The sequence below is a fragment of the Microbacterium sp. P2_F9 genome (assembly GCF_056403635.1).
Window position 1 is genome coordinate 1 of record NZ_JBFUFC010000039.1, and the last position, 24,427, is coordinate 24,427.

Annotated in this window: 22 protein-coding genes and 1 pseudogene; 5 read left to right on the forward strand and 18 right to left on the reverse strand. The window is 65.4% G+C overall.

What is annotated here, in order from left to right; all coding sequences use genetic code 11:
- Window positions 1-100: 100 nt before the first annotated feature.
- Complete coding sequence (locus AC1DVT_RS06370) at window positions 101-1,018, reverse strand: NAD(P)-dependent oxidoreductase (RefSeq protein WP_477387472.1); 918 nt, start codon at window positions 1,016-1,018, stop codon at window positions 101-103.
- Window positions 1,019-1,127: 109 nt separating this feature from the next.
- On the opposite strand from AC1DVT_RS06370, the gene AC1DVT_RS06375 reads away from it, so the two are divergent.
- A complete protein-coding gene (locus tag AC1DVT_RS06375) occupies window positions 1,128-1,859 on the forward strand; it encodes a glutamine amidotransferase (RefSeq protein ID WP_477387474.1) in 732 nt (243 codons plus the stop codon).
- A 28-nt stretch (window positions 1,860-1,887) separates the two neighbouring features.
- On the opposite strand, the gene AC1DVT_RS06380 is transcribed toward AC1DVT_RS06375, so the two are convergent.
- The 3 genes from AC1DVT_RS06380 to AC1DVT_RS06390 form a co-directional block, all read right to left on the reverse strand.
- On the reverse strand, window positions 1,888-4,362 hold the full coding sequence (locus AC1DVT_RS06380) for a glycogen/starch/alpha-glucan phosphorylase (RefSeq protein WP_477387510.1): 2,475 nt from the start codon (window positions 4,360-4,362) through the stop codon (window positions 1,888-1,890).
- A 423-nt stretch (window positions 4,363-4,785) separates the two neighbouring features.
- A complete protein-coding gene (locus tag AC1DVT_RS06385; protein WP_477387476.1) occupies window positions 4,786-5,565 on the reverse strand; it encodes an NAD(P)H-hydrate epimerase in 780 nt (259 codons plus the stop codon).
- Complete coding sequence (locus AC1DVT_RS06390; RefSeq protein WP_477387478.1) at window positions 5,558-6,664, reverse strand: YihY/virulence factor BrkB family protein; 1,107 nt, start codon at window positions 6,662-6,664, stop codon at window positions 5,558-5,560. The genes AC1DVT_RS06385 and AC1DVT_RS06390 overlap by 8 nt, the downstream gene beginning before the upstream one ends.
- A 120-nt stretch (window positions 6,665-6,784) precedes the next feature.
- On the opposite strand from AC1DVT_RS06390, the gene AC1DVT_RS06395 reads away from it, so the two are divergent.
- Window positions 6,785-8,455, forward strand: a complete 1,671-nt coding sequence (locus tag AC1DVT_RS06395) for a GspE/PulE family protein (protein WP_477387480.1) — start codon at window positions 6,785-6,787, stop codon at window positions 8,453-8,455.
- 54 nt (window positions 8,456-8,509) lie between these two features.
- Here AC1DVT_RS06395 and AC1DVT_RS06400 read toward each other — a convergent pair whose 3' ends face one another.
- The 10 genes from AC1DVT_RS06400 to AC1DVT_RS06445 form a co-directional block, all read right to left on the reverse strand.
- On the reverse strand, window positions 8,510-9,745 hold the full coding sequence (locus AC1DVT_RS06400; protein ID WP_477387482.1) for a type II secretion system F family protein: 1,236 nt from the start codon (window positions 9,743-9,745) through the stop codon (window positions 8,510-8,512).
- 2 nt (window positions 9,746-9,747) lie between these two features.
- A complete protein-coding gene (locus AC1DVT_RS06405; RefSeq protein WP_477387484.1) occupies window positions 9,748-11,046 on the reverse strand; it encodes a type IV pilus twitching motility protein PilT in 1,299 nt (432 codons plus the stop codon).
- A gap of 5 nt (window positions 11,047-11,051) precedes the next feature.
- Window positions 11,052-11,720 carry a hypothetical protein gene (locus tag AC1DVT_RS06410; protein WP_477387486.1) on the reverse strand — a complete coding sequence of 223 codons (669 nt, stop codon included), beginning with the start codon at window positions 11,718-11,720 and terminating at the stop codon, window positions 11,052-11,054.
- A complete protein-coding gene (locus AC1DVT_RS06415) occupies window positions 11,720-12,373 on the reverse strand; it encodes a PilN domain-containing protein (RefSeq protein ID WP_477387488.1) in 654 nt (217 codons plus the stop codon). The genes AC1DVT_RS06410 and AC1DVT_RS06415 overlap by 1 nt, the downstream gene beginning before the upstream one ends.
- The gene (gene pilM / locus AC1DVT_RS06420; protein WP_477387490.1) at window positions 12,373-13,380 is read right to left on the reverse strand and encodes a type IV pilus biogenesis protein PilM; all 1,008 of its coding nucleotides are present in this window, start codon (window positions 13,378-13,380) and stop codon (window positions 12,373-12,375) included. Before pilM ends, AC1DVT_RS06415 begins: the two co-directional genes overlap by 1 nt.
- A gap of 17 nt (window positions 13,381-13,397) precedes the next feature.
- On the reverse strand, window positions 13,398-14,228 hold the full coding sequence (locus AC1DVT_RS06425; protein ID WP_477387492.1) for a prepilin peptidase: 831 nt from the start codon (window positions 14,226-14,228) through the stop codon (window positions 13,398-13,400).
- A gap of 42 nt (window positions 14,229-14,270) precedes the next feature.
- Window positions 14,271-15,860, reverse strand: a complete 1,590-nt coding sequence (locus tag AC1DVT_RS06430) for a hypothetical protein (protein ID WP_477387494.1) — start codon at window positions 15,858-15,860, stop codon at window positions 14,271-14,273.
- A complete protein-coding gene (locus AC1DVT_RS06435; RefSeq protein WP_477387496.1) occupies window positions 15,851-16,387 on the reverse strand; it encodes a hypothetical protein in 537 nt (178 codons plus the stop codon). Before AC1DVT_RS06435 ends, AC1DVT_RS06430 begins: the two co-directional genes overlap by 10 nt.
- A gap of 17 nt (window positions 16,388-16,404) precedes the next feature.
- Window positions 16,405-16,758, reverse strand: coding sequence for a type IV pilus modification PilV family protein (locus AC1DVT_RS06440; RefSeq protein WP_477387497.1), 354 nt, complete (start codon window positions 16,756-16,758; stop codon window positions 16,405-16,407).
- Between the two features lie 138 nt (window positions 16,759-16,896).
- Window positions 16,897-17,316: a type IV pilin protein gene (locus AC1DVT_RS06445; RefSeq protein ID WP_477387499.1), complete on the reverse strand. Its 420-nt coding sequence runs from the start codon at window positions 17,314-17,316 to the stop codon at window positions 16,897-16,899.
- Window positions 17,317-17,612: 296 nt separating this feature from the next.
- Here AC1DVT_RS06445 and AC1DVT_RS06450 point away from each other — a divergent pair, with 296 nt between their 5' ends.
- Window positions 17,613-19,559 carry a DUF6541 family protein gene (locus AC1DVT_RS06450; RefSeq protein ID WP_477387501.1) on the forward strand — a complete coding sequence of 649 codons (1,947 nt, stop codon included), beginning with the start codon at window positions 17,613-17,615 and terminating at the stop codon, window positions 19,557-19,559.
- A gap of 97 nt (window positions 19,560-19,656) precedes the next feature.
- Here AC1DVT_RS06450 and AC1DVT_RS06455 read toward each other — a convergent pair whose 3' ends face one another.
- The 3 genes and pseudogenes from AC1DVT_RS06455 to AC1DVT_RS06465 form a co-directional block, all read right to left on the reverse strand.
- Window positions 19,657-20,004, reverse strand: a complete 348-nt coding sequence (locus tag AC1DVT_RS06455) for a hypothetical protein (RefSeq protein ID WP_477387503.1) — start codon at window positions 20,002-20,004, stop codon at window positions 19,657-19,659.
- Between the two features lie 84 nt (window positions 20,005-20,088).
- A complete protein-coding gene (locus AC1DVT_RS06460; RefSeq protein WP_477387512.1) occupies window positions 20,089-20,739 on the reverse strand; it encodes a hypothetical protein in 651 nt (216 codons plus the stop codon).
- 348 nt (window positions 20,740-21,087) lie between these two features.
- Window positions 21,088-21,186 (reverse strand): annotated as a pseudogene (locus AC1DVT_RS06465) (DUF2510 domain-containing protein); the annotation flags it as partial.
- Between the two features lie 125 nt (window positions 21,187-21,311).
- Here AC1DVT_RS06465 and AC1DVT_RS06470 point away from each other — a divergent pair.
- Complete coding sequence (locus AC1DVT_RS06470; RefSeq protein WP_477387504.1) at window positions 21,312-23,009, forward strand: sensor histidine kinase; 1,698 nt, start codon at window positions 21,312-21,314, stop codon at window positions 23,007-23,009.
- Window positions 23,006-24,172, forward strand: coding sequence for a hypothetical protein (locus AC1DVT_RS06475; protein WP_477387506.1), 1,167 nt, complete (start codon window positions 23,006-23,008; stop codon window positions 24,170-24,172). The genes AC1DVT_RS06470 and AC1DVT_RS06475 overlap by 4 nt, the downstream gene beginning before the upstream one ends.
- A 29-nt stretch (window positions 24,173-24,201) precedes the next feature.
- Here the strand turns inward: AC1DVT_RS06475 and AC1DVT_RS06480 are convergent.
- Window positions 24,202-24,427, reverse strand: a 226-nt coding sequence (locus AC1DVT_RS06480; RefSeq protein WP_477387508.1) for a winged helix-turn-helix domain-containing protein, incomplete at its 5' end; no start/stop codon positions are given.

Genomic DNA, 24,427 nt, shown 5'->3' on the forward strand with positions numbered 1-24,427 from the left:
GGTCCGCCGTGAAGGTGTGCGATGGCCATGTATTCCTCCTGGCGCTCAGCCTAGACCGCAGTGAGCGACGGATCGGGATGCCGCGACGAGGACGGGCAGGCTATGCCGCCGGGTTGTAGCCGCGGAGCTGTCCGTCGGGGGTGGCGAGCAGGGTCACGAGGGTGCAGTCCTTATGGCCGAGACCACGTGCGGTGAGCTCCTCGAGCTGCGCGAGCGCAAGCTGCGCCGCCGGCAGGTGCACGCCCGTCGCCTCCCCGGCCTGCACCGCGAGGCCGCAGTCCTTGCGGGCGAGGTCCACCGAGAAGGTCGCGTCGAAGTTGCGGTTCGCGGCCGCCTTCTCCACCACGCCGGGGACGGGGTACCAGGTGCGCTGCGGCCAGGAGGATCCGGACGACACGTTCGCGACCTCCCAGAACACCTGCGGGTCCAGGCCGAGCTGCTCGGCGAGCTGCGATCCCTCGGCGACGGCCATCACCCCGATGAACAGCATCATGTTGTTGACGAGCTTGGCCGCGATCCCGGCGGTCGCAGCGCCGCATGAGATGACCGACCCCGCCATCGGCTCGACGATGGCCCGAACCCGCGCGACATCCTCCTCCCGCCCGCCGAGCATGAAGGTCAGCGTGTGCGCCTCCGCCCCGGCGGTGCCGCCGGAGATCGGCGCATCGACGAACACGAAGCCACGGGCATCCGATTCCGCATGGCACCACCGCGAGGTGTCGATGTCGACCGTCGAGGTGTCCAGCAGCAGCGTACCGGGGACGGCGTGCGCCCAGATCCCGTCGGGGCCGTCGAACACCGCGCGCACGTGCTGCGGCATCGGCAGCGACGTGAAGCAGACATCGGCGCCGTCGAGCGCCTCGCGGATCGAGCCCACGATCGTGACACCGCGGGATGCCGCAGCCTCGGCGGCCGCCGGGTTGAGGTCGACCCCGCGCACAGTGTGCCCTGCCGAGACGAGGTGGGCCGACATCGGCGCCCCCATGTGGCCGAGTCCGATCCAGGCGATCGTGGACATGTCAGTGCTCCCTGCGTCGTCGACGGTGACTTCCACTCCACGATAGGCGGCAATGCACGCGGGCGCGCGGGCGGCCGACCCCCAGGGACCGTCCAATAGAATCAGGCCAGTGAAGCCCTTCCTGCTCCTTGCCACCCGCTCCGAGGACGGACCGGCCGACGAGGAGTACGCGCTGTTCCTCCGCTACAGCGGTCTCGACGAGCGCGACCTCGTGCGCGTGCGCCTGGAGGCCACGCCGCTGCCGGCCGTGGACCTCGACGACTACTCCGGGATCTTCGTCGGCGGCGGACCCTTCAACGCCTCCGATCCGTATGCGAACAAGTCCCCCGTGCAGCGCCGCGTCGAGGCGGAGTTCCAGACGCTGCTCGACGAGGTCGTCGCCCGCGACTTCCCCTTCCTCGGCGCCTGCTACGGCATCGGCACGCTCGGCGTGCACCAGGGCGCGGTCATCGACCGCACGTACCGTGAGCCGATCAGCGTCGTCGAACTCTCCCGCACCGAGGCCGGGGCATCCGATCCCCTGCTGTCCGACGTCCCGGACAGCTTCACGGCGTTCGTCGGTCACAAGGAGGCCGTGACGGTCCTCCCCCGGTCGGCGACGCTGCTGGCTTCGGGCGAGGCGTGTCCGGTGCAGATGTTCCGGGTCGGGACCAACGTCTACGCGACGCAGTTCCATCCCGAACTCGACGTCGACGGCATCACGACGCGCATCCACGCGTACGCCGGCCACGGCTACTTCGCGCCCGACGAGCTCTCGTCGACCCTGGCCGCCGTGCACCGCCTTCCGGTCACGCACACGGGCAGCATCCTGCGGGCGTTCGCCCAGCGCTACGCGCGCTGACCGACCCGCCGCAGCGAAGCGCCCCGCCTCACAGCATCGGCGGGGTGTGCCAGATCCTGTCGATGTAGTCGCGGATCGAGCGGTCGGACGAGAAGAACCCCGAGCGGGCGACGTTGAGGATCGCGGAGCGCGTCCACGCGTCCTGATCGGCGTACGCGGCGTCTACCTTCGCCTGCGCCTCGATGTAGGTCGCGTAGTCGGCGAGCACCATGAACCGGTCGTCGTACAGGAGGTTGGAGATGACCGGCTCGAACACCGAACGATCGCCGTCCGAGAACGCGCCCGACGCGATCATGTCCATCGCGCGGCGCAGGCTGTCGTCGGACTGGTAGTAGTCCGCGGGCCGATACCCCTTCGCCCAGAGGTCTTCGACCTCGGGCTCGGTCATTCCGAAGAGGAAGAAGTGCTCGTCGCCGACGAGCTGGCGGATCTCGACGTTGGCACCGTCATCCGTCCCGATCGTGAGGGCGCCGTTGAGTGCGAACTTCATGTTGCCGGTGCCGGACGCCTCCTTGCCGGCGAGCGAGATCTGCTCGGAGAGGTCGGCCGCGGGCACGAGCCGCTCGGCGAGCGTCACGTTGTAGTTCGGCGGGAAGAGCACCTTCAGGCGGCCCTCGACCCGCGGGTCGTCGTTGACGACCGAACCGACGGCGTTGATGAGGTGGATGATGCGCTTGGCGTTCACGTAGCCGGGCGCCGCCTTCGCACCGAAGACGAACGTGCGGGGCTGGATCTCGGATGCCGCGACCCGCCCTGACACGACGCCCTCGTAGAGCGTCACGATGTGCAGGAGCTTGAGCATCTGCCGCTTGTACTCGTGGAGGCGCTTGACCATGACGTCGAGCATGTGGTCCTCGGCGAGCTCGAACCCGTCGCGGGCGCGCAGCACATCGGCGAGCCGGGTCTTGTTGGCCGTCTTGACGGCGGCGAATCGCTCGCGGAACTCGGGGTCTTCGGCGAAGGCCTCGAGCCCGCGCAGCCGTTCGAGATCGACGGTCCAGCCGGCCCCGAGCGTCTCGGTGATGAGCGACGCGAGGCCCGGGTTCGCGAGCCGCACGAACCGGCGAGGCGTGACGCCGTTGGTGACGTTCGTGAACTTGCCCGGGAAGAACTCGTCGAAGTCGGGCAGCACCTTGTCGCGCAGCAGCTGGGAGTGGAGCTCTGCGACGCCGTTGACCTTCGAGCCGGCGACGGTGGCGAGGTACGCCATCCGCACCGAGCGGTAGGGGTGCTCGCCGATGATCGACATGTCGCGGATGCGCAGCTCGTCGTCGCCGAATCGCTCGCGCACCTCGTCGAGGAAGTCGTCGTTGATCTTGTAGATGATCTCGAGGTGGCGGGGCAGCAGCCGGCCGAGCAGGTCGACCGACCACACCTCGAGGGCCTCGGGAAGAAGCGTGTGGCAGGTGTACGCGAAGCACTTCTGCGTGATCGCCCACGCGGCATCCCAGTCCATCTTCTTCTCGTCGGTGAGCACGCGCATGAGCTCGGGGACGGCGATGACGGGGTGCGTGTCGTTGAGCTGGAAGATCACCCGGTCGGGAAGCGTCGTGAGGTCGAAGTCCGGGGTGAGCTGCGAGCTGAGGAAGTCGGCGATCGACGCGGCGACGAAGAAGTACTGCTGCTGCAGGCGCAGCTCCTTGCCCTGGGGAGTCGAGTCCTCGGGGTACAGCACCTTCGAGATGTTCTCGGCGTAGGTCTGCGCGCGAACGGCCTCTTCGTAGTCGCCCGAGTTGAAGACGCGCAGATCGAACGAGTCGGTCGCGACCGCGCGCCACAGCCGGAGGGTGTTGACGCGGCCGTTGTGGTAACCGGGAACCATGTAGTTGTAGGGCACGGCCTTGACGTTCCAGCCCGGGATCCAGCGGTTGCGGGTCACGCCCTCGTCTTCGTAGTGCTCGGTGTGGCCGCCGAACGAGATCATCTGGGCGGCTTCGGGGTGCGGGAACTCCCACGGCGAGCCGAGTGTGAGCCACGCGTCGGGCTGCTCGACCTGCTGGCCGCCCTCGAAGGTCTGGCGGAAGATGCCGTATTCATAGCGGATGCCGTAGCCGATGCTCGGGACGCTCATGGTCGCGAGCGAATCGATGAAGCACGCCGCGAGCCGCCCGAGGCCGCCGTTGCCGAGCCCCGGTTCGACCTCCTGCTGCCGCAGCTCTTCGATGTCGATGCCGCACGCGGCCATCGCCTCGGTCGCGATGTCGGTGAGGCGTGACGCGAGCAGGTTGTTGTCGAGCTGGCGGCCGAGCAGGTACTCGGCGGACAGGTAGCAGACGCCCTTGGCCTGGGCCACACGCTGACGGCGCTGGTCTTCGAGCCAGCGCGCCATGAGGTAGTCGCGCACCGTGTACGCGAGCGCCAGGTAGCGGTCGTTCGCGCTGGACGATGACAGCGCGACGCCCTGCTCGAAGTTGAGGTTCTGCAGGAACTCCTTGACGAACCCATCGACGCTGGCGGGCGGTGCCGTCACCGGGGCGAGAGCGAGCGGATGCGTCGCGMCGATGAGGCTGGTCGAGGCAGTGGCAGCGGCTTTGTTGTCTTCGGGCACCCTACGACGTTACCGAATGTTGTTCGGCTCTTACCTCCGAACGGGGTCTGAGGGGCGAGAGTTTACATCGTCGTCACTTCTCCGTCGGTTGCGCCCCGTCACCCGATGACTCGGAAAACGGATGCCTCGCCCTCCGAGCGCCGCCACGCAACTCACCCGCCGCAACCGGAATCGCGTTGACCACCCCAAAAACTGGACTCAACCTGAGCAAAAGGCAAGTCTGCGCCGCCTTCGCGCTTGGTACGCTCACCACTTGGCTGGCGGCATTTCACGGGGCTCGTCAGACTGGGGGCTAGTCAGACTGGGGGCTCAACGGCCGGGTGTGGGGACCCGGCCGTTGAGCGGGCACGTGCTCAAGTGAGTGTCGCAGCGCCAGTCTCAGCCCTGAACGACACGGAAGACGGATGCCTCGCCCGCAGGCGCGTCGCCTCCGGTCGCTGAGCCCGTCGAAGCGTCGCCGGCGAGACCCGGCCCCAGCCCGAGGTCGACGAACACGATCCGGCCCCCAAGCTCGGGCCCTCTCCCCCGCGCGAGCCCGGCCTTGACCGCGCCGAAGGTCACCGTGACGTCCGCCGGCAGCACCACGTCGTCGGCCGTGAGGCCGGTGTCGGGGTGGAGTCCGCTCGGCAGATCGACCGCGATCACCCGCGTGCGTGCGGCGCGCACCGCGGGGAGGAGCGCCTCGACGGCTTGGCGGGCCGCGCCGCGCAGCGCCGGGTCGCCGGCTGTGCCGATCCCGAGGATGCCGTCGATCACGAGGTCGTAGTCCCCGACGGCCTCGACGACCCGCGCTCCCGCCGCGGTGGCCGCGGCGAGGCCGCGCTCGTGCACGCGGGAGCCCACGCACAGCAGCGCAACGTCGACGGTGTCGGCGAGCGCTGCCGCGGCCAGCAGAGCGTCGCCGCCGTTGTCCCCGGAGCCCGCCAGCACGAGGATGCGCGGCGAGCCGGTCGCTGAGCTCGGCCCGGTCGCTGACCCGCTTCCAGTCGCTGAGCCGCTTCCGGTCGCTGAGCTTGTCGAAGCGCCCGAAATCTCCTCGCTGATCACCGCGGCGAGGGCCGCCGCTGCGCGATCCATGAGCGGCTCGCCCGCGGCGAGCAGCGGTCGCTCCGCCGCCCGCACCTGGTCGGCCGCGTAAGCCGGCACCACCTCAGTCATTGCCGCCCGTCGCTGAGCCCGCGCCGGTCGCTGAGCCCGCGCCGGTCGCTGAGCCTGTCGAAGCGTCCGGCGACCCACCCGACCCCTCGCGTGTCTTGCGCTCCACCTCGCGAGCCCGCTGCAGCTCCGCCGTCGCCGCCCGCACCCGGTCTTCGGCCTTGCGCACGCGCCGCATCTCGAAGGTCGGCGCGCCGAAGCGCGCGCGGATGCGATCCTCGTCTTCGCGCGCGCCGATGATGATCCAGGTCGAGGCGATGAGCATCACCTGTGCCGACAGGTTGACCCACAGCAGCAGCGCGATGAGCACCGCGAACGAGGCCAGCAGCGGGTTATTGTCGGCGCCCTGCACGAACAGTCCGGACAACTGCTGCAGCACCGTCAGCCMTACGCCTGCAAGCAGAGCCCCGACCCAGAGCGTTCGTGCCCGCACGTGCAGTCCGCTCAGTGAGATGAACACGAGCGCGAACAGGCCGGTGTCGAGCACGAAGACCACCGCAACCGCGCCGAACCCAGTGAGCACGCCCGAGTAGGCGGTCGCGTCGATGCCGGTCCATTGCTCGATCACCTGGAGGAAGGCGCTGCCGAACAGCGCTGCGATGGCCGAGAGCAGAAATCCGGCACCGATCGCGAGGGCGAGCAGAAAGTTGCGCACCATCACCCAGATCCAGAAGGCGTCATCGTGCACCTCGTCCGAGAGCGTTCGCAGCGCTGCTCGCAGCGACCCGATCGCGCCGATCGCCGAGAGCACCAGAAACACGAGCGCGACGATGCCGGCGATCGTGAAGCTCGCCGGCGCCTCGATGGTCGACACGTCGAACACGCCGTCCTCGCCGACGAGACCCGGGATGACGGCATCCACCGCGTCGATCAGTGCCTGCCACGCGGCCGGATTGTCGCCGAGCCAGCGGGCCGCGAGGGTGAAGCCGAGCAGCACGCCCGCCGAGATCGAGAACAGCGCGCGGTAGGTGATCGAGTCGGCGAGCATGAAGCCGCGCCGCTCGGCGTAGTGCAGCCACACGCGCGTCGGCTTGAGCGTGAGCGCCCACGCGATGAGTCGCGGAATGAGCGGACGACGGACGGATGCCGGTGCCTCGGACATGTGGTCAGGTTAGCGGTCGCCGCGCGCACGACTGGGTGTCTTGACGGCGCCGTCGAGATCGCGCGCGCGCCTAGAATCGGTGAGGGGACGGCCCGGAAGGGCCAAGTGGGGAGAAGACCAATGAGGGGACTCGCGCAGACACTTGTGCTGACCGGAGCGGTGCGCGCACCGGAGATGTCGGCCGCGCTCGCCGAGGTGGGCGACACCCCCGAACTCGCGCCTTATCTGATCTCCCAGCGGCTGGTGAGCTACGCCCAGCTGGCCGAGGCGACCGCGCTGCACACCGGGCATCGCTACGTCGATCTTTCAAACATTCCACTGGATCCGAGCATCGTGGGGCTCGTGCCCAGCAACCTCTGCCGTAGATTCCAGCTCATCCCGATCGATCGCCGCGGCGACCGTCTCACCGTTGGCGTTCTGGACCCGACCGACATCGTCGCGCTCGACGACGTGGCGAGCGTCACCGATCTGTTCGTGGAGCCGGTCGTCGTCGCCGAAGACGCGCTCGCCAACATGTTCGAGCGGTTCCTTCGCTCCGATGAAGAGCTCAGCGAGCTCTCCATGGCGATCGAAGAGGATTCATCGGACTCGAACCCAACGTCCTTCACCGAGTCGCTCGAGGAGCATGACGCCGACGCACCCGTCGTACGCTTCGTCAATCTCCTCATAGCACAGGYGATCAACGACCGGGCGAGTGACATCCACGTCGAGCCGGGCGAGTTCCAGCTCATCGTTCGGTTCCGCATCGACGGCGTGCTGCACGAGATGCAGAAGGCTGACCGCACGATCCAGGATGGCGTTATCTCCCGCCTCAAGATCATGTCGTCGATCGACATTGCCGAAAAGCGCCGCCCTCAAGATGGCCGGCTCTCACTCATGCACGAGGGTCGTCAGGTAGATCTCCGTGTGGCAACCCTGCCCACGGTGTGGGGCGAGAAGATCGTCATGCGCATCCTCGACAACACCGGTCAAACGATGCGGATGCGCGACCTGCTGTTCTCCGACCGCAATGAGGAGCGTTTCCGCGACGCGATCAGCCGCCCCCACGGCATGATCCTCGCGACCGGCCCCACCGGCTCCGGCAAGTCGACCACGCTCTACACCGCGCTGCGCGCCGTGGCGAACTCGAAGATCAACGTGATCACCGTCGAAGACCCGGTGGAGTATCGCATCGCCGGCATCAACCAGGTGCAGGTCAACAACCGTGCCGGGCTCACCTTCTCGAACGCGCTGCGGTCGATTCTGCGCAGCGACCCCGATGTGGTGCTGGTTGGCGAGATCCGCGACTTCGAAACCGCGAACATCTCCATCGAGGCCGCACTCACGGGTCACCTCGTCCTGTCAACGCTCCACACGAACGATGCGCCAAGCGCACTCACGCGACTCAGCGAAATCGGCTGCGAGCCTTTCCTGGTCGCGACGGCATTGACCGCGATAGTAGCCCAGCGCCTGTCACGCCGGCTATGCATGAAATGCCGMGAGCCGCTCGTCGAACCGAGTGAAGTGCTCACCGCACTCGGATTCCCCCATGACCCCGCCGAAATGCCGGAAATATTCAAGGCCGTCGGCTGCTCCGCCTGCTCCCACACAGGCTACCGAGGTCGGGTGGCGCTGCACGAGGTTATGACGCTCAGCGAGGAACTCGAATCGCTCGTCGTCACCCGGGCGACCGCCAGCCAGATGCGCCAGGTCGCCCTCGAACAGGGCATGGTGTCGCTCCGCGACGATGGCTGGTCGAAAGTCACACAGGGCCTCACCACGATCGAGGAGGTCCTGCGCGTCTCCGTGTAGGTCCCCCCTCGCCCTGCCCTCCCAACGGGTCGTTGAGCGAGCAACCCATTGCGCCTACTGGTTGGCGATCTCCCCGTAGAGCGTGAAGATCGGCAGGTAGAGCGAGATCACCATGCCGCCGATGATGATACCGAGGCCAACGATGAGGATTGGCTCGATAGTCGATGAGAGCTGCGCGGTCGCGGTTTCGACCTCGTCCTCGTAGAAGTCGGCGATGCTGGCGAGCATGTCGACAAGGGTCCCCGACTCCTCGCCGACCGACACCATCTGCGACACCATGGCGGGAAACACCTCAGCCTTGGCAAGCGGCGAAGCAAACGACCGGCCCTGTCGAATGGACTMCTGGACGTCGCGCACTGCCTGCTCGATCTTCCAGTTGTTCGATGCCTGACCGACGATACTAAGTGCCTGGATGATCGGCACACCGGCCTCGAGCATCATTGAAAGGTTGCGCGCGAACCTGGCGACTGCGATCTTCGTCGCAATCTTGCCGAAAACCGGCATCTTCAACTTGATCGGGTCTACCGTGTGCCGAATCTGCTCGGTGTTCTTGTTCGCGCGCCACCACAGGGTCACGGTGATCGCGACGATCGCGATCACCGGCAGAATCCACCACATATTGCTCGAGAAAGTGACGAGGATCTGCGTCGGCAGCGGCAGACTGGTGCCGAGTCCCTTGAACATGTCGGCGAAGATCGGCACCACGAAAGTGACCATCACAAGCACGCCGATGATCGCGATAATGAGCACCACGATCGGATAGGTTATGGCCGCGCGTATCTTGTTCTGCAGCTCAGCCTCGCGCTTGTAGTTGTCGGCGATAGACGACAGGGCGCGTCCAAGGAATCCGCCGGTCTCGCCGACTCGGACGATGCTCAGCATGAGTGGTGGGAACGTCTGGGGATGCCTGGCAAGCGCGGCCGAGAACGACGAGCCCGACTCGACGTCTGCTTGCACTGCTATGAGCGCCTGCTGAAGCGACTTGTTTTCCGCCTGTTCGATGAGAATCGACAGGGTGCGCATAAGGGGCAGCCCTGCATTGATGAGGCCGGCCATTTGGCGCGCGAAGACGGCGAGGGCCCTCGCGGGGACATGTTTGCTCGACCCGGGCAGCTTTATCTCTCGCTGCAGGCCCGTGTTGGACTTGAGAGTGACCTCGAGGGGGGTCAGCCCCTGGGCTTTAAGCTTGCCTGCTACCGCCGACTCATTCGCGGCTTCGATGGTTCCCTTGACGACGGATCCGCCATGCGGATCCATCGCACGGTAGACGAACTCCTGAACGACGGCCATCGTCACTCCTCCACGTCAGACACAGGCCAGTCGACATCGACGTCCTCTGTATCGTTCCAGTTGACCTCACGCGCGCTGGGGTCGACACGGCCGCCGACTGTCGGGGTGCCGAACCGCGATCCCATGCCGACGCCGGTGCCGAACGCCGAGTTGGCGGAGACAGCGGTCGCGGCATCCGCCTGCCGCCACTCTCCGGCATGATGCGCCCACTCTTCAGCGTCGAGGTCTCGCGGTGCTACATGCACCCCGTCGAGACTCTTCGGGTCGGTCGCGAAGTCCCTCGCGACGTTGAGCGCGATGGTACCCTCCGACACTAGGCGGCGGAGGTCCTGATCGAGCGTGTGCATCCCGACCTCGGACCCGGCCTGCATCGCCGAGTAAAGCTGTGCGACCTGACCCTCGCGGATCATGTTTGCGACGGCGGGCGTGTTGATGAGGACTTCCGTCGCGATGGTGCGACCGTCCATTTGTGAGAGCGGCATCAGCGTCTGGCTGATCACACCCTGAAGCGTGTCCCCAAGCTGTGTGCGGATCTGCTGCTGCTGATCGGCTGGGAACACGTCCACGATACGGTTGATGCTCTTCGCCGCGCCCTGGGTGTGCAGGGTAGAGAGCACGAGGTGTCCGGTCTCGGCTGCTGAGAGTGCGGTCTGGATCGACTCGGGATCACGAAGCTCCCCGATCAGGATCACATCCGGGTCCTGACGCAGCACGCGCCGCAGTGCTTCGGCGAATGAGCCGGTGTCGGTGCCGACCTCGCGCTGGTGCACGAGCGACCGCTTGCTCACATGGTGGAACTCGATCGGGTCTTCGATGGTGATGATATGGGCCGGAAGCAACTCGTTGATGATGTCGACCATCGCCGTCAATGTCGTCGACTTGCCCGATCCCGTCGGGCCGGTGAGAAGGACGAGCCCGCGCGGCAGCAATGCGAGGTCGCGAGCGATAGTCGGCGCGCCGAGCTCTTCGAGGGAGTACACACGGTCGGGGATGAAGCGGAGGGCTATCGCGATGGAGCCGAGCTGACGAAACACATTGACGCGGAATCGCCCGATCCCACTGGCTGAGTGCGCCAGGTCCACCTCGCCACGAGTCAGGAACTCCTCCTGTTGCGGCTCGGTCATCAGGTCGAAAGCTGCCCGCTCCACCCACTCACCCGAGAGAGGGTCCGGGTAGCCGGGCACTGGCACGAGGTCACCGTCGACGCGGAGCAGTGGCACAGCACCTGCGGTGATGTGCACGTCAGATGCGCGGTGCCGCGCTCCGCGGGCCAGGAGGCTCTCAAGCTCGATGTCGTTCATCGCCGTCAACCTTCCGAATCCACGTAGGCGAGTGCCATGACCTGGACGGACACTGCGCCCTGGCCAGTCTGAGTAGACGTCGCAGTCACGTTGCTTAGGAGACGAGGACCAGCGCGCAGCGCGTCAAGGAAGGCAGTGGCCTGGCTCATATCGGCAGCGTCCACCTGGATCGCGAAGTCGATCTGCTGACGACCCGACGAGCTTGATCCGGCGACGCCCTGAAAGGCTCCCGGCTCAGTCGACCCATCCGTGCCCGCAGGGTCGGTGGGCGCCGGCGTTGGAGCCGGCGCTGGAGCTGTGGCCACGCCGCCAGCACCGCTGCCCGTAGGCGAGGTGAACACGGTTTGCGTACCAGCGGTTACCGCCGTGATCGTGACTTGGGATGTCGCGGCCGCATTCGCAATGACCTCGAACAGGTCATCGTATTGGCCCGTCGCCGGGATCTGCGCGCGTAGGCCGGTAACCGAGGCGTTGATCTGGTCGAGGCTTTGCGACTGCTCGTGGAGCATGTCGACCTGTGCCTGGTAGATGGCATTGACGTTTGCGACCTGCGCAGTCTCGCCGTCGACCGTCACGGACTGGAAATAGATCGGCATGGCCACGAGGAAGAGCCCGAGAGCGACTACGCCCAGCGAGACCACCAGGCCCAAGGCGGTGATGAGTTGTTTCGACATCACTTGCCACCCTTCGCATCGGCGGCGAAATCGCCAGAGTAGATCGTCTGGTCCAGCTTTAGGTTCAGCTGGTACGCGTAGCGGCCCTCCGAGACCGGGCTTGACGTCACCGACTGACCATCCGCAAAGAGGACACCATCGACCCCACGAAGCGAACGGACGATCGTGACGATGTCAATCGGGGTCGGACTGTCGATGAACACAGTGCCTGCCAGGCCTTCTTCGACCGTCGGGTCGTCGCCTTGGGGTGCCCCGCCGACGATGAGATCGTATCCGGTAAGTTCCGAGCCCGGAGGAAGGACGCTGGTGATCTTCGCAATAGCCGGGGCCCAGGCGATGTCAGTTGCCATAGCCTGAGTGCGGAAGTCGGTGAGCTCCGCCTCGGTCGCGAGTGCCGCATTCACGTCAGACAGAGATGCGAGCTCGGCCGTCAGGTCGGCGGTTTTCGCTTGTTCCGCCGCAAGGCGCTGGTCGGCGAGCCAACTTAGAGCGAATGCCGCACCAATGATCAGCAGCGCCAGGACAACTGCTCCCGCCACCGCCCACACCCATACCCGAGTGAGCTGGTCGCGTTCGCGCCGCGCGATCTCCGACCGCGGCATGAGGTTCACCCGCGGCATGCCGGCAAGCGCTGGTGTGAAAGAACGAGCCATCAGCGGACCTCCCCCAAAGCAATGCCCACTGTGCCTACGAGGTTGAGTGCAATCTCGTCCTCAGGGGGTCTACCCGTCAACTTGATCACGTCCGCGACAGTCAGTGTGTGCGCGGGCTGATCGATCGTTGCCGATAGCGCAGCATTCAAACCCTCGACGGCTGCACCGCCGCCTGTGACAAACACTCGCGACACCGGCGCAGCGTTCGGACGGCTCGCGAAGAACGCGAGGGTGCTGCGCAAACGCGCAACGAGGTCCGTCACTCCTGGCTGCGTGGATGCGCGAATCGACCCCCGAGTCCGTGTCACAGCTGTCGCGCCGTAGGCGAGCGCTGGTTCGGCTTCAAGTCCGTCGCTGGGCAGATGACGACGAGCCGCATATGTGGGCACATCGATGGGTAGCAGACGCACGAACTGCGGCACGCCAGCTCGAGCGACGACGACCTGCGTCGTGTGATCGCCGATGTTCACGATGGCGACAGTCTCGTCGGGGGCGGCAAGTGGAGCAGAGATTCGGGCGAGGCCGAAGGCGGCGAGATCCACAGCTTGCGCGCGCAACTTCACCTTCGCCAGTGTGGCAATGATCTGCTCGATGTTCTCCGCGACGGCGGCGACGAGCAGCCCTGACACCTGATCGCCCTCCTGTGACAGTGGGTAGAAGTCGAGCACGGCCTGACTGGCTGGCACCGGAAGCAAATCTTGGACCTGAAACGGCAATGCTTCGCGTAGCAGATCCGGACGCATTGCCTGCGTCGTGTACTCGCGCACGAGGATGCGCCGACTCGCGACCCCGAGGACGACGTTCTTGCTCTTGATATGAGCCCCCGTCCATAGCTGTCGCAGAGCCATCGCAACCGCGCCCGCGTCGATCACCTCTGAGTCACGTGCCGCCTCGGGTGGCAGTGGCACCTCGCCGTAGGCGATGAGCTCCGGGGTGCGACCCAGAGAGATCTCCGCTGCACGCACGCTCTCTTCTGTGACCTCGAGCCCCACGACTGTTTTCGCCATGTGCGACGCCCTTCCCCTTAAACCCCAGTGAACAGATTGACATACCAGTGGCCGATCGCTTCTCCGGCGAAGACGCCCGTCCAGGCGCCCAGGATCATCCACGGGCCGAACGGAATTGCGGTCTTGCGTCCCGCCCGCCCCGCGACCATCAGCCCGATGCCGAAGAGTCCGCCGAAGACGAATGCAGCGAATGCTCCGACAGCGAGGGCACCCCAGCCGATCCAGCCGAGATAGATGCCAATCACGCCAGCGAGCTTTACGTCGCCACCACCCATCCCTCGGGGCCGGACCAGCCGAAGGACGAAGTAGAAGGTATACATGGCGGACATGCCGATGGCGGCACGCACTAGCGTCGGCCAGTCGCCAATCAGTGCCGCGGTAGCGGTGAACAGAATGCCTGCCACGAGGTAGCTAGGCACGACGATGCTGTTCGGCAACCGGCCGGTGTCCAGGTCGATGAGGGTGAGGACGATGCTGATCGCCGCGAAGTAGAGAAAGGCGACAATCACGAGTCCCAGCGCCCAAGCCGCGATGACGCCGTGCTCGATCGTTGAGCGAGGGAACCGAGCCGAAACAAGGGTCGCCCCACCTGCTGCAAGGAACCACCAGGTGATGATCGCGAACGCGACCCCGGTGATCGCCTCGACGATCGGGTACCGCACGGATATGGGTCCCTTGCATTTGGCGCACTTGCCGCGAAGTGCGATCCATCCCGCAACCGGCACGTTGTGCCACGGCTTGATCGCCGCGTCGCAGTGCGGGCACCTGCTCTCGCGAAGCAGGGAGACTCCTGCGGGGACGCGGTAGGCAACGACATTGAGGAACGACCCGATGAGGAGGCCGAACACCCCCGCCGCGATGACGAGGAAGATTGTGAGTCCCGTCATCCGCTATTTCTCGGATTGGTAGACGCGATCGCCGATCGACTGGGTCAGGGTGCTGTTCTCAAGAACGCCGCCTTGTCCCTTGATCGTGCAGCCGAGTTGAGGAAGCACCACGGGCCACGTCATCGGCTTGCACGTATAGATCGAGTTTGAGATGAAATGGGTCGTGTCGTCGGCATAGAGCTGGCCCGAAAAACTGGCATTGACAGTTCCGCCAAGCCCGCAAGGCGCGTAGACCATCACGCGGAGGTTAGCGTCGACCGACCCCGCTACGTCGAACTGGTCCTGTGTGTTGCCGTTTCCGCAGGTAGGCAGGTGGTTGGCGTTGGTGTCGACGTGCACGAAGTACAGCTGACGCTTGTTCCCATCATCTAGCAGAGTGCCGTTGAGCGACACCGAGAACTTCTTGCCCGCGGGGCTGAGGATAACTACGTCGCGGGCAACTGTGATGTTGGGAATCGTGATGCCCAGATTCTGACCGTTGAAGAGAGGCGCATTGTTCGGGCAGGGGGTGAAGTCGACGACGAGCGGCGGGCCTGCCGTAGAGATCTGCGCTATCAGCTCGGCGGAGTCCATCGAGCATGTAGTCGGGTAGCGACTTCCCCAGCTGGCCGAAGCATCGAGGTCGATCCACTGCGTGGCGGCCAAGAGCCAGGCGAGAGTCGGCGTGAATACCGGATCTGTCAGGCTCTTCGACTGCGCGCCTGTCACCCAGCTCGAGTTGACGTTGGGGAGCGCATTCGTGGAGGTCACCGTGCCGCCGACGGTACCTGTCCCATTTCCGCCAAGAGTGACATCGCCCTTCGCATTTATGCTGCCGGCGATCGACGTTCCGCCGGTGGAGTCCAAGTTCACGAGCCCATTCGTTGTGACACTTCCCGTGCTCTGGCTCGACGGCCGCGGGTTGATATGCCACGACTGGGAGTTGCTTGTGACCTTTCCATTGGAGTAGATGTCGCCGTTGATTACGCAGCCATTGGCGAGGCTCACTGTGCCGGTCAGAACGTAAAGGTCGCCGTCAAGGATGCCGTTGATGTTGCACGACCAGTCGCCGTCGCGCAGTACTAGATCACCGGTGTAATGGGCAACGCCCTGCGTGACGCTCCCGGAGAAGTAGGTGACGACACCACCCGGAACGTTCGAATACTGCGAAACCCATTTGTACACCGAGTCGATGGTGGTTGCCGAACCGTCTGGGCCCGTTCCTGCGGACCGGATCACCACGAACTGCGTGCCACCCGTGGGGCAGGTCGATGTGAGCCCCGCATCCGTAAAGCTTGTCGGCTTGACCGCGCTCGCGGTGACCTTTGCATCGGCGGTGAAGATGGGCGTCGTTCCCTGTGCGTGGAGCGCTGATGTAACCGCACAGCCGTTGGCTATCTGCGAAATCACCACGTCACGGCCAGACTCCGCCGCGACGAACGCCTGCGTGCTGCCCTTGTTGCTGCTGTTGGCCCGCAATGTGAACATGACGCTCGCCGCGATCATGCTCGCGACAAGGAACCCCACGAACAGCACCACTATCACCGTGACAAGGACGGCCCCGTCTTCATCTCCGCTTCGGCGCCGAGCACGATTCAACTGCATCAGTAACATGGCGACGACGCACCTGTCGTTGTGGTCCGCATCGCTGCCTTTCCCTGAAAGCGCACAGGTGACGCATCAGTCAGCATGTCGAAGGTGTAGGTCACGGTCACATTCGTCTGAGCGAAGAACTTCGTTGTGCCATTTTGAATAACCCCGGTGGGCTGCCATGGCCGCGGCCAGGCGATAGTGACGGCACCAGGAAGGGCGGCGGACGAGTTGGTCATATACGCTGCTCCCCCGGTCATCCAGAACGCCTGGCACTCACGCACTCCTCCGAGGGTGGTGTGCACCCTCAGCATGCTTCCGTCAGGTGAAACGTCGAATGCAATCGCATTGCGCATGGCGCGTTCGATATTTTGACCGATCAGCTGGCCACGGTTTGTCGCACTGTTTGTGGTCTGAACGTCATTCTGGGCGTTCCACGAGTTGGCGAGGATCATCGCCATCGTCACCAGGAGGATGGTGGCCAGCAGCATGTAGACGACCAACTCGATCAGAGACAGTCCGGCTTCGGACGTCTCGGCGCCGGAGTCCATCGATCTTTCGGCCGGAATCATGGGACGTACACGATCGCTGTGACTGTGGCGAGCCCTTGGTTCGAGGCATCTGTCGCGTTAAGTGTGAGCGTCACGATCTTCGAGGTCGATGACGGCGGGCACTGCGTAAAGGTTCCCTTACTGGTCAGGGTGCGCCCCCCACCGTCCGGAAACGTCTGTGTTGCTGCAGCCGCGATGATTCTCGAACATGTCGGGTCGTCTCGTACCTGCTCGACCATCGAATTGAGTCTGCGGGTCGCGGTGGCGACGGCCGACTGCTCCGTCGAGTACCGGAGACCCTGCCACAGCGCAGGGAGGATCGTAACCGCAATGATCGCAAGCAGCACCATGCCGACGATGACCTCGACCATGCCGAGACCACTCTCCGAGTCGTCAACATTGCGCATCGGCACACACCCCTCCCAGGCTGGTGGCCATATCCCCGGATACATCATGCCACGAGGGCCGAGGATTGGTGTCCTCGGCCCTCGTAGCGACGATGGTGAAGATCAGGGGCAGCCGGGGCCGGACTTGTAGGCCGTGTTCGCATCCTTGTACAGCGGCGACTTGTCGGAGTACGCAGCGATGCAAACGTTGGTGACGTTGGTGTTCGTGCCGTTCACGTTGGCGAACGCAACGACGATGCCATCCTTGCCAGCCGATGCCGCGGCGTTGGACGCGGAAGTAACAGTTCCTCCGCTAGAAGCAAACGCGGCAGCTGCGGCCGTGGCGCCATCGCCGGCGGCAGCCTTGACAGCGTTGTTGGCCGCCGTGTCCTGGATGTTCGAGAAGATCGGAATCGCGATCGCGACAAGGATGCCGAGGATGACGACGACGATGATGAGCTCGATGAGCGAGAAGCCCCCCTCACCCTCTTCCTCGCGGCGACGCTTGGCGGCCTCGACATAGTTCTTGACTGTCTGACGCATGTGAATACTCCCCACTGATGGTTTACAGGTGTCGGCACTGGTTGAACGGCATCGCAACGGAGCGATCGCGCGAACGATCGCAGCTGCACCAGTACCTGGCGCCGGGAACCACAGATACTTGCAATCCCCGCCCCGTGGTCAATCATGCGGATCTAAATCCGCGGTGACAAGCCGAGAGCGCTCAGCATTTGCTCAAGAAGCTCAGGACTCTATGTCGGCGCCAGCACGCTGCCTGGCGAGCAGCAGCGGACGCTTATCCTTTGTTCGGACGTCGTCCACCTGGGGAGGTTGCGCACATGGCGTGGTGGGAGTTCGCCTGGGCGACGATCGTGTGTGCGCTCGTCGTGGGCATCCCCGGCGTGTGCGTCGCCCTCGCACTTCGACTTCGTGGACTGTGGCTCGCGGGGGGTGCGGCGGGAATCGGGGCTTCCCTGATCGTGGCCGCGTCCGTGTTCGCGGGATGGACTGGTATCTCGTGGTCATTCTGGGTCGTGCTGGTCACTGCGATCGTCGCGGCGGGATTCGCCTGGCTCCTCACTCGCGCCGCTCCCGGCACCCGGCCGATTCCAATGCCGCCGGCCAACAGGAGGTATGCGCCCCTTGTCGCGGTCGCGCTGGGAAGCGCACTGCTTGTGGGCCGACTCGCCTTTGCAATCGACTCCCCCGACCTGTTCAGTCAGGTCGGCGATAACGTCTTCCACCTCAATGCCATACGTTTCATCGTCGACGGCGGGGGCGTTTCGCCTTTCGGATTCGGTTCCTTCGATGATCCGCTCGGCGAGATCGGGGCGTTCTACCCAAGTGGGTGGCACGCTTTGGCTGCTCTCGTCGTGCAGATCACTGGCGTGACGGTGCCGGTCGCGTCGAACGCGACTCTCGTTGTCGTGTCCGCGGTTGTCTGGCCCCTCGGCGTCGTTCTGCTGACGAGGACCTTCTTCGGCGACAGCGCTGTCCTTCTGCTCGCTGCCGGAGCGGTGAGCGCGGGATTCGGCGCCTATCCGCTGCAGCTCATCCCGTACATGGGCACTTACCCGCTCTTGGGTTCGATTGCATTCATTCCCATCGCCTTGGCTGCGATCCTCGAATTGTGCGGCGTTCGCGAGGGACGCACCGGGTGGGCGTCTGCGGCGCTTGTCCTGGCGCTCACCATTCCAGGTATTGGTGGGATGCACCCGTCTGCCTTGATCATGCTGGCCGTGCTCGCGTTGCCGCCCGCGGCTGCTGCTGCGTTGCGGGCTGTACAGCTGCGACCCCACCTCCGGCGTCTCGCCTCGCTCCTGTTCGGCCTCGCCGCGGTATCGGTCTTCGCGTCAATCGTTCTCGTCCGACCGCCCCTCGTGCAGGATCTTTCATGGCGTGGCACTGCCGCTCAGTCGATTGGCGAGCTGCTGGTGCAATCGCTCGCGGGGCAGCCGATCTCGCTCGTCATCGCCGCACTCACGATCGTGGGTATTGTCGTCGGAGTCGCTCACGGTGGTGTGCCCGGCCGAACCGCATTCGCAATGTGGATCCTCCTGGGCGTCATCTACATCGCGGCCGCGGGAAGCGACGAGTTCCTCAGGATCCTGATTGCCGGTCCGTGGTATTCCGATGCAACGCGCGTAGCTGCATTTTCGCCGGTGGTGGTCGCGCCCCTGGCTGCCCTCGGCGCACAAAGGGCGTGGGGATGGATCATCGGGCTCCTCGATGGAAGCTGGGTCTCCCGCAATCGTGCGGCGCCCGCTCTGCTCGCCCCAATCGCCTTATTACTCTTCTGTGCACTTATGGTGCAGGACGCGGCCGTGCGATCCGTCGACACATGGACACGATCGGTCTTCACACCCACGGATGATCCGTTCGAATCGCGCGTGGGACTCGGCGCCCACGAGCGGGCGGTGATCGCGAAAATCGAAGAACTAGTACCGGCAGGAGACGTCATCGCCGGGAATCCTCGCGACGGATCCAGCTTCGCGTACGCGCTCACTGGGCGCCACGTGATGCTGGCCCATATTCTGGCGCCCCTCTCTCCAATCAAGCAGACATTCCTTGAGGGCTTTGCAACCGCCAACGACAGGGACCCCGCATGTGAGGCAGCCAGAACATTGAATGTGAAATGGATCGTCGAGTTCCACCCGGACAAGCTGTTCCCCACCGTCCCGCGTTACAAGGGTCTTCGGGACCTTGCCGAGTCACCGAATGTGAACCTGGCCTACCGGTCAGGTACATCGGCGCTCTATCAAGTCATCGGCTGYGGCATCGGTTAGCAGCGTCCTCACCCGCGTAGCCACCTGCAGCGTCAGCTAGAGGTTCACGATCGCCGCGACCGTCATGATGGTCGTCGTTCGTCACTACCGAGGAGCACTAGCCGGCGGCGGCCTTCACCTCGTCGATGATCGCGCGCAGTTCCGCGACCTCCTCCGCAAGATTGCCTGACTCGGCGTTGACATCGATGGCGAGCCTCTTCAGCTTGCCCTCAAGATCGCGTCGCGTGGCATATGCGAGTCCGAGCGCTGGCAACTCTGCGGCGATCTCATCGATCCGAGCAGCCACCTCTTCTGTGGTTGCGGTGTCTCCGATATCCCTCGCCCACGGGATGAGATCGATCATGTCCCGCAGCGGGCTCGAAACCTGATCGGCGGCCGGCGCGGCACACCCACTGAGGATCGCAACCAGCACGAGCGGCAACACCAGCGACCCTAGCTTCCCCATGTGGGGGAGCTTAGCTTCCGTGTGACTGGGCGGGGCTCAGCAACCAGCCTCGATCTCGACCGACCACGGCCATCCTTCTCACGCCTAGATTAGGTGCAATCCGAAAAGCAGCGTGACGCCGAGGAGCAGCAACGACGACACGACGAGCGCTAGCACCGTGGCGCCCTTCTTTGTCGGTCTGGTCACCGCGATCACCAGGCCGGCGAGCGCGAGGACGAATGCCCCGCCGAAGCTGGCCAGGATGATGACAGTCAGAGACTGCGCAAGCGCGAGGTTTGCTCCGGTGAGCCCCCAGACCACCGCGGCGACGCCGACCACACCGATGAGGGTGAACACCAGCGACGCTGTGGCCGGGCCGTTTTTCGTCATCGGCATGAGGGTGGTGCGGTTTCCGTCGGCGTACGCCCCAGGGAGGGGGTGGTAGGTGATCGGAGACGGCGGAGGCCGATAGGTGACCGACGGCAGCGGTCGATCCTCGACGAACCGTTGGCTGCGACCGACGATCTGGTCAGGAAACGACTGGGGGTGGGCCGGAGCGGGCCGGGGCAGTTCTGGGTTGAGGGACGATGCATCGGTCTGGACGTCTCGCGAAAGCTCGACCACCACGGGCCTCTCCACTACAGGTCGAGCGGCGATCAGCTCGGGCGTGGGGGGCGCTGGCTGGGTTTTGGCCATCAGTGCTGTTGGCTGAGCTGCCCTCGCCTTCGCCTCCGCCCGCGCCGTAGGCAGCGGCATGGGCTCCGCCGACTGCGCCGGTTCGGGCGGCACCTGCGCGGGTTCCACGGGACGCGCGCCACGTCGTTTCGACGGGGGCGCCTCAGAGGCGTCCGGGATCACATTCGCTGGCGGGGAGGATGACTCAACCTCCGGCGCTGCGGTCGCGAGGGACCGCGCGGCACGTCGTGTCGGGAGCGGTGCTGCGATCGAGKGCAGAGCCTCGGATATCGGCGCGGCCGCGGCATTGCTCGCCCTTCGCGCCGCACGCAACTGCGGCGCGCCTTCATTCGTCGACGCCTGCTGTTCGGACCCACGAACAGACCGCACGTCGRATTCGGACCCCGCGTCGTGATCTGATCGATCGGTCCACGCCGATCCATCCCACCACCGCGCTCCAGCGGTGCCCCATGGGTCGGCGTACCAGCCGGGCGTCGCGCCGGCCGACGACGAACCTCCAGTCATCATCACCCCAATGCGAGAACTGTTATCGAAACATTAGCGGTCCGATGCTGACCGGTTTCGTCGCGCGTGATCGATGGACACAAACCCTGAGCAGATCTAAAGGTGGCGGCATCCGTTACCGTCTCGGTATGGCCGTCGCGACGCAGGGCGAACCGAAGTGGCGTGATCCGCGCACCTCACGGGTGCGAACAGCGTGGCTCAACAGCGACATCATCGACCGGACTCGAGAACGCACCGCAAGCCTCAACCAACTCCTATTGGGCACGGTCGTGCTCGTCCTCGCCGTGCTCATGTCGCTCGGAGAATTCTCCGGCGACCCGGCTCTGTTCTTCACCGGCGTCGTCATCGTCTTCGTGCTGACCGGGGCGACATTCGTCATTCCGTGGAATCGGATCCCGTTCGGGTGGGTGGCCGTCGTACCCACTATCGACATCGTCGCGATCACCCTGATGCAATTCGCCGCGCCTGATTCGGCGTTGGGGCTGCTGTGGATCTTCCCCACGACATGGCTGGCCAGCGGTTTCGGGCTTCTCGGCCTCTTCGTCGGGATCGTGTCGGTCGCCGGAGTCAACAGCCTGATGAACGTGCTCAGCGCAGAAGTGGTTACCGCGGCCACGCTGCTGCTGCCGCTCGTCGTCATCGCCGTCGCCACCACGAGCTACTTAAGCGCGCGACGCTCCGACGCCCAGCGCTCTTTGCTCGCCAAGCAGGCGCTGCTCCTCAGCCGGGTGCTGGAACGGACGCGGAGACAGGAGCAGGAGGTGACCGAAGTGCTCGACGCGGTCGACTTCGGCATCATCCGCATCTCGGCGGATGGCAAGGTCTCGGTCGCGAACGAAGCCCACGCACGCCTGCAGCAGGCGATCGAGACGGATGACGAGGATGCCGAAGCGCCGGCATTCCGAGATGACGGGGTGACCCTGTTGCCGGATATCGAATTGCCACTCGAGCGCGCGCTGCGTGGTGAGGCATTCGACGCTCAGGTGGTCTGGTTCGGACAGGAGCCCCGACCCCGCCAAGCCTTGAGCATCAGTGCCCGCCGTCTTTTCGACTCCCTGGGACGTGATGCGGGAGCGGTCGTCATCTCGCGCGACGTCACCACCGAGCTCGAGGCGCTCCGTGCGCGTGACGAGCTCGTCGCGTCGGTGTCGCACGAGCTGCGTACCCCGCTCACCTCGATCCTCGGCTACATCGATCTCGCGATCGAGCAACCCGACCTCCCTGATCAGGTGCGATCAAACCTGAGCATCGCTGAGCGCAACGCCGAACGGCTGCTGGGGCTCGTCGGAGACATCCTCGCAGCGTCGAGTTCATCGTCATCCTCCCTTGAAGCGACCATCGATCGGCACGATCTCGACGCACGCGAAATCGTGCATGCATCCGTCGAGGCACTCCAGCCCCGCGCGGCGGCGCGATCGATCGTCGTCGACGTCACGGGTCTCGACCCCGCGCCGGTGTGGGCCGATCCGATGCGGCTGCGACAGGTCGTCGACAACCTGCTGTCAAACGCGATCGACTACAACCGGGACGCCGGCACGGTCTTCGTCGGAACCGCGACCGACGGCGCCTCGAGCTGGATTGTGGTGCGCGACACGGGCGTGGGAATTAGCGACGCGGACCGCTTGCGGCTGTTCCAGCGATACTTCAAGGCAGGAGCGCCGCGCAACACGGGCACCGGACTCGGCCTGGCCATCACCCGGGACATCGTTCGAGCGCACGGCGGAGACCTCCGCCTGCAGAGCACACTCGGCGCCGGCTCCACTTTCATCGTGAAGCTCCCGGCGACGACCGCCGCCGTCGCCCCCGACGAAGGGACTTCACTGTGACGCTCGACCTCTCCACCGTCCTGGTGATGACCGCACTCGTGGTGAACGTCTGCGGCATCCTGTTCATCATCGAGACGATGCTGCGCAGAGACGAGGGGGCCGGCCGCATCTGGGCGCTCGCGTTCCTCGCCGGCATCCTCACGACGGTCGCCTACATCGTCTGGGTGCAATCGCCGGATGCCTGGTGGGCGATCGCGGTCGGAAATGCGGCGTTCGTCACCGCAACCGGCTGCATGTGGCTCGGATGCCGCCGGTTCAACGACCGGTCTGGGCTCTGGCCGTCGGCTCTCGTCACAGTGGCAGCTCTCGCCGCCGCGGCCGCCGTGATCATTGCGGGCCCGGATGCCGGCGACTGGGCCGGCGCCCTGTGGATGTTCATCCCGCTGCTCGGGTTCGCCGGCGTCGCCGCCGTCGAGTGCCTGCGCGGAGCCCTCGGGGAGTCGCGCACAGCATGGGTGCTGGCGGCGGTGCTCGGCGCTCAGGCGCTCTACTACGTGTCGCGCACGACGGCGTTCATCACATCGGGCCCCGAGAGCGCCCTGTTCCAGACCGCGTTCGGCACGGTCAACACCAGCATCCTGACCACGACTCTCACGATCGTGGCGGTCGTCGTGACGTCCGTGCTGCGTGCGTCCCGCGCCCCGATGCGCGGGTTCCTGCGCCGGCCCGGTCAGGGCATAGCGCAGGATGACATCCTCTCGGAAGATGTCTTCGCGGCCGCCATGGCGCACCTCAGTGAGAGGGCGAGTCGACGCTCGGAGCTCGTGAGCGTGATCGCTGTGCGCATCGACGACCTCGAGCAGATCTCCACCGCGTTCGGCAGCGAGGTCGCGCGTGCCGTGACGGAGACGTGGCGAGCGGGCGTGCGACTGTACGCACCATCGAACGCGCTTGTTGCCGAAGACGGCCCCACCGGGCTGCTCGTCGGCACGATCGTCGACACGCCGCAAGGCGCGCGTCGCGTCGCGGGGGCGATCTATCGAGGCCTCTTCGAAGACCTCGGCAACGTCGGCGGAGGAGTGATCCCGGTCGTCGGGGTCGGCGTGGGGCTCAGCGACACCAGCGGCTATGACGCCAGCGCGATTGCGCGCGTGGCCCGTGAGGCGGCGATCCGCGCGGCGGCGACGGTCGAGACGTCGGTGCTCGTCGGAGACGACGAGTAGCGGCATCCGTTCGTTACGGCCCGAATCGGTCAGGACGCGGTGAGCCGGTAGCCCACCCCGCGCACGGTCTCGATCCACCGGGGGCTGGCGGGCGACTCTCCGAGCTTGCGTCGCAGGTTTGCCACGTGCACCTCGATCGCGCGGGCGTCGCTGTCAGTGACGAACTCGACCCCGCTCAAGTGCTCGCCGCGCAGCATGAGCGCGAGGTCGGTCTTGGCTCGCACGCGGCGCCCTCCGGAGAGCAAGTCCGCGAGG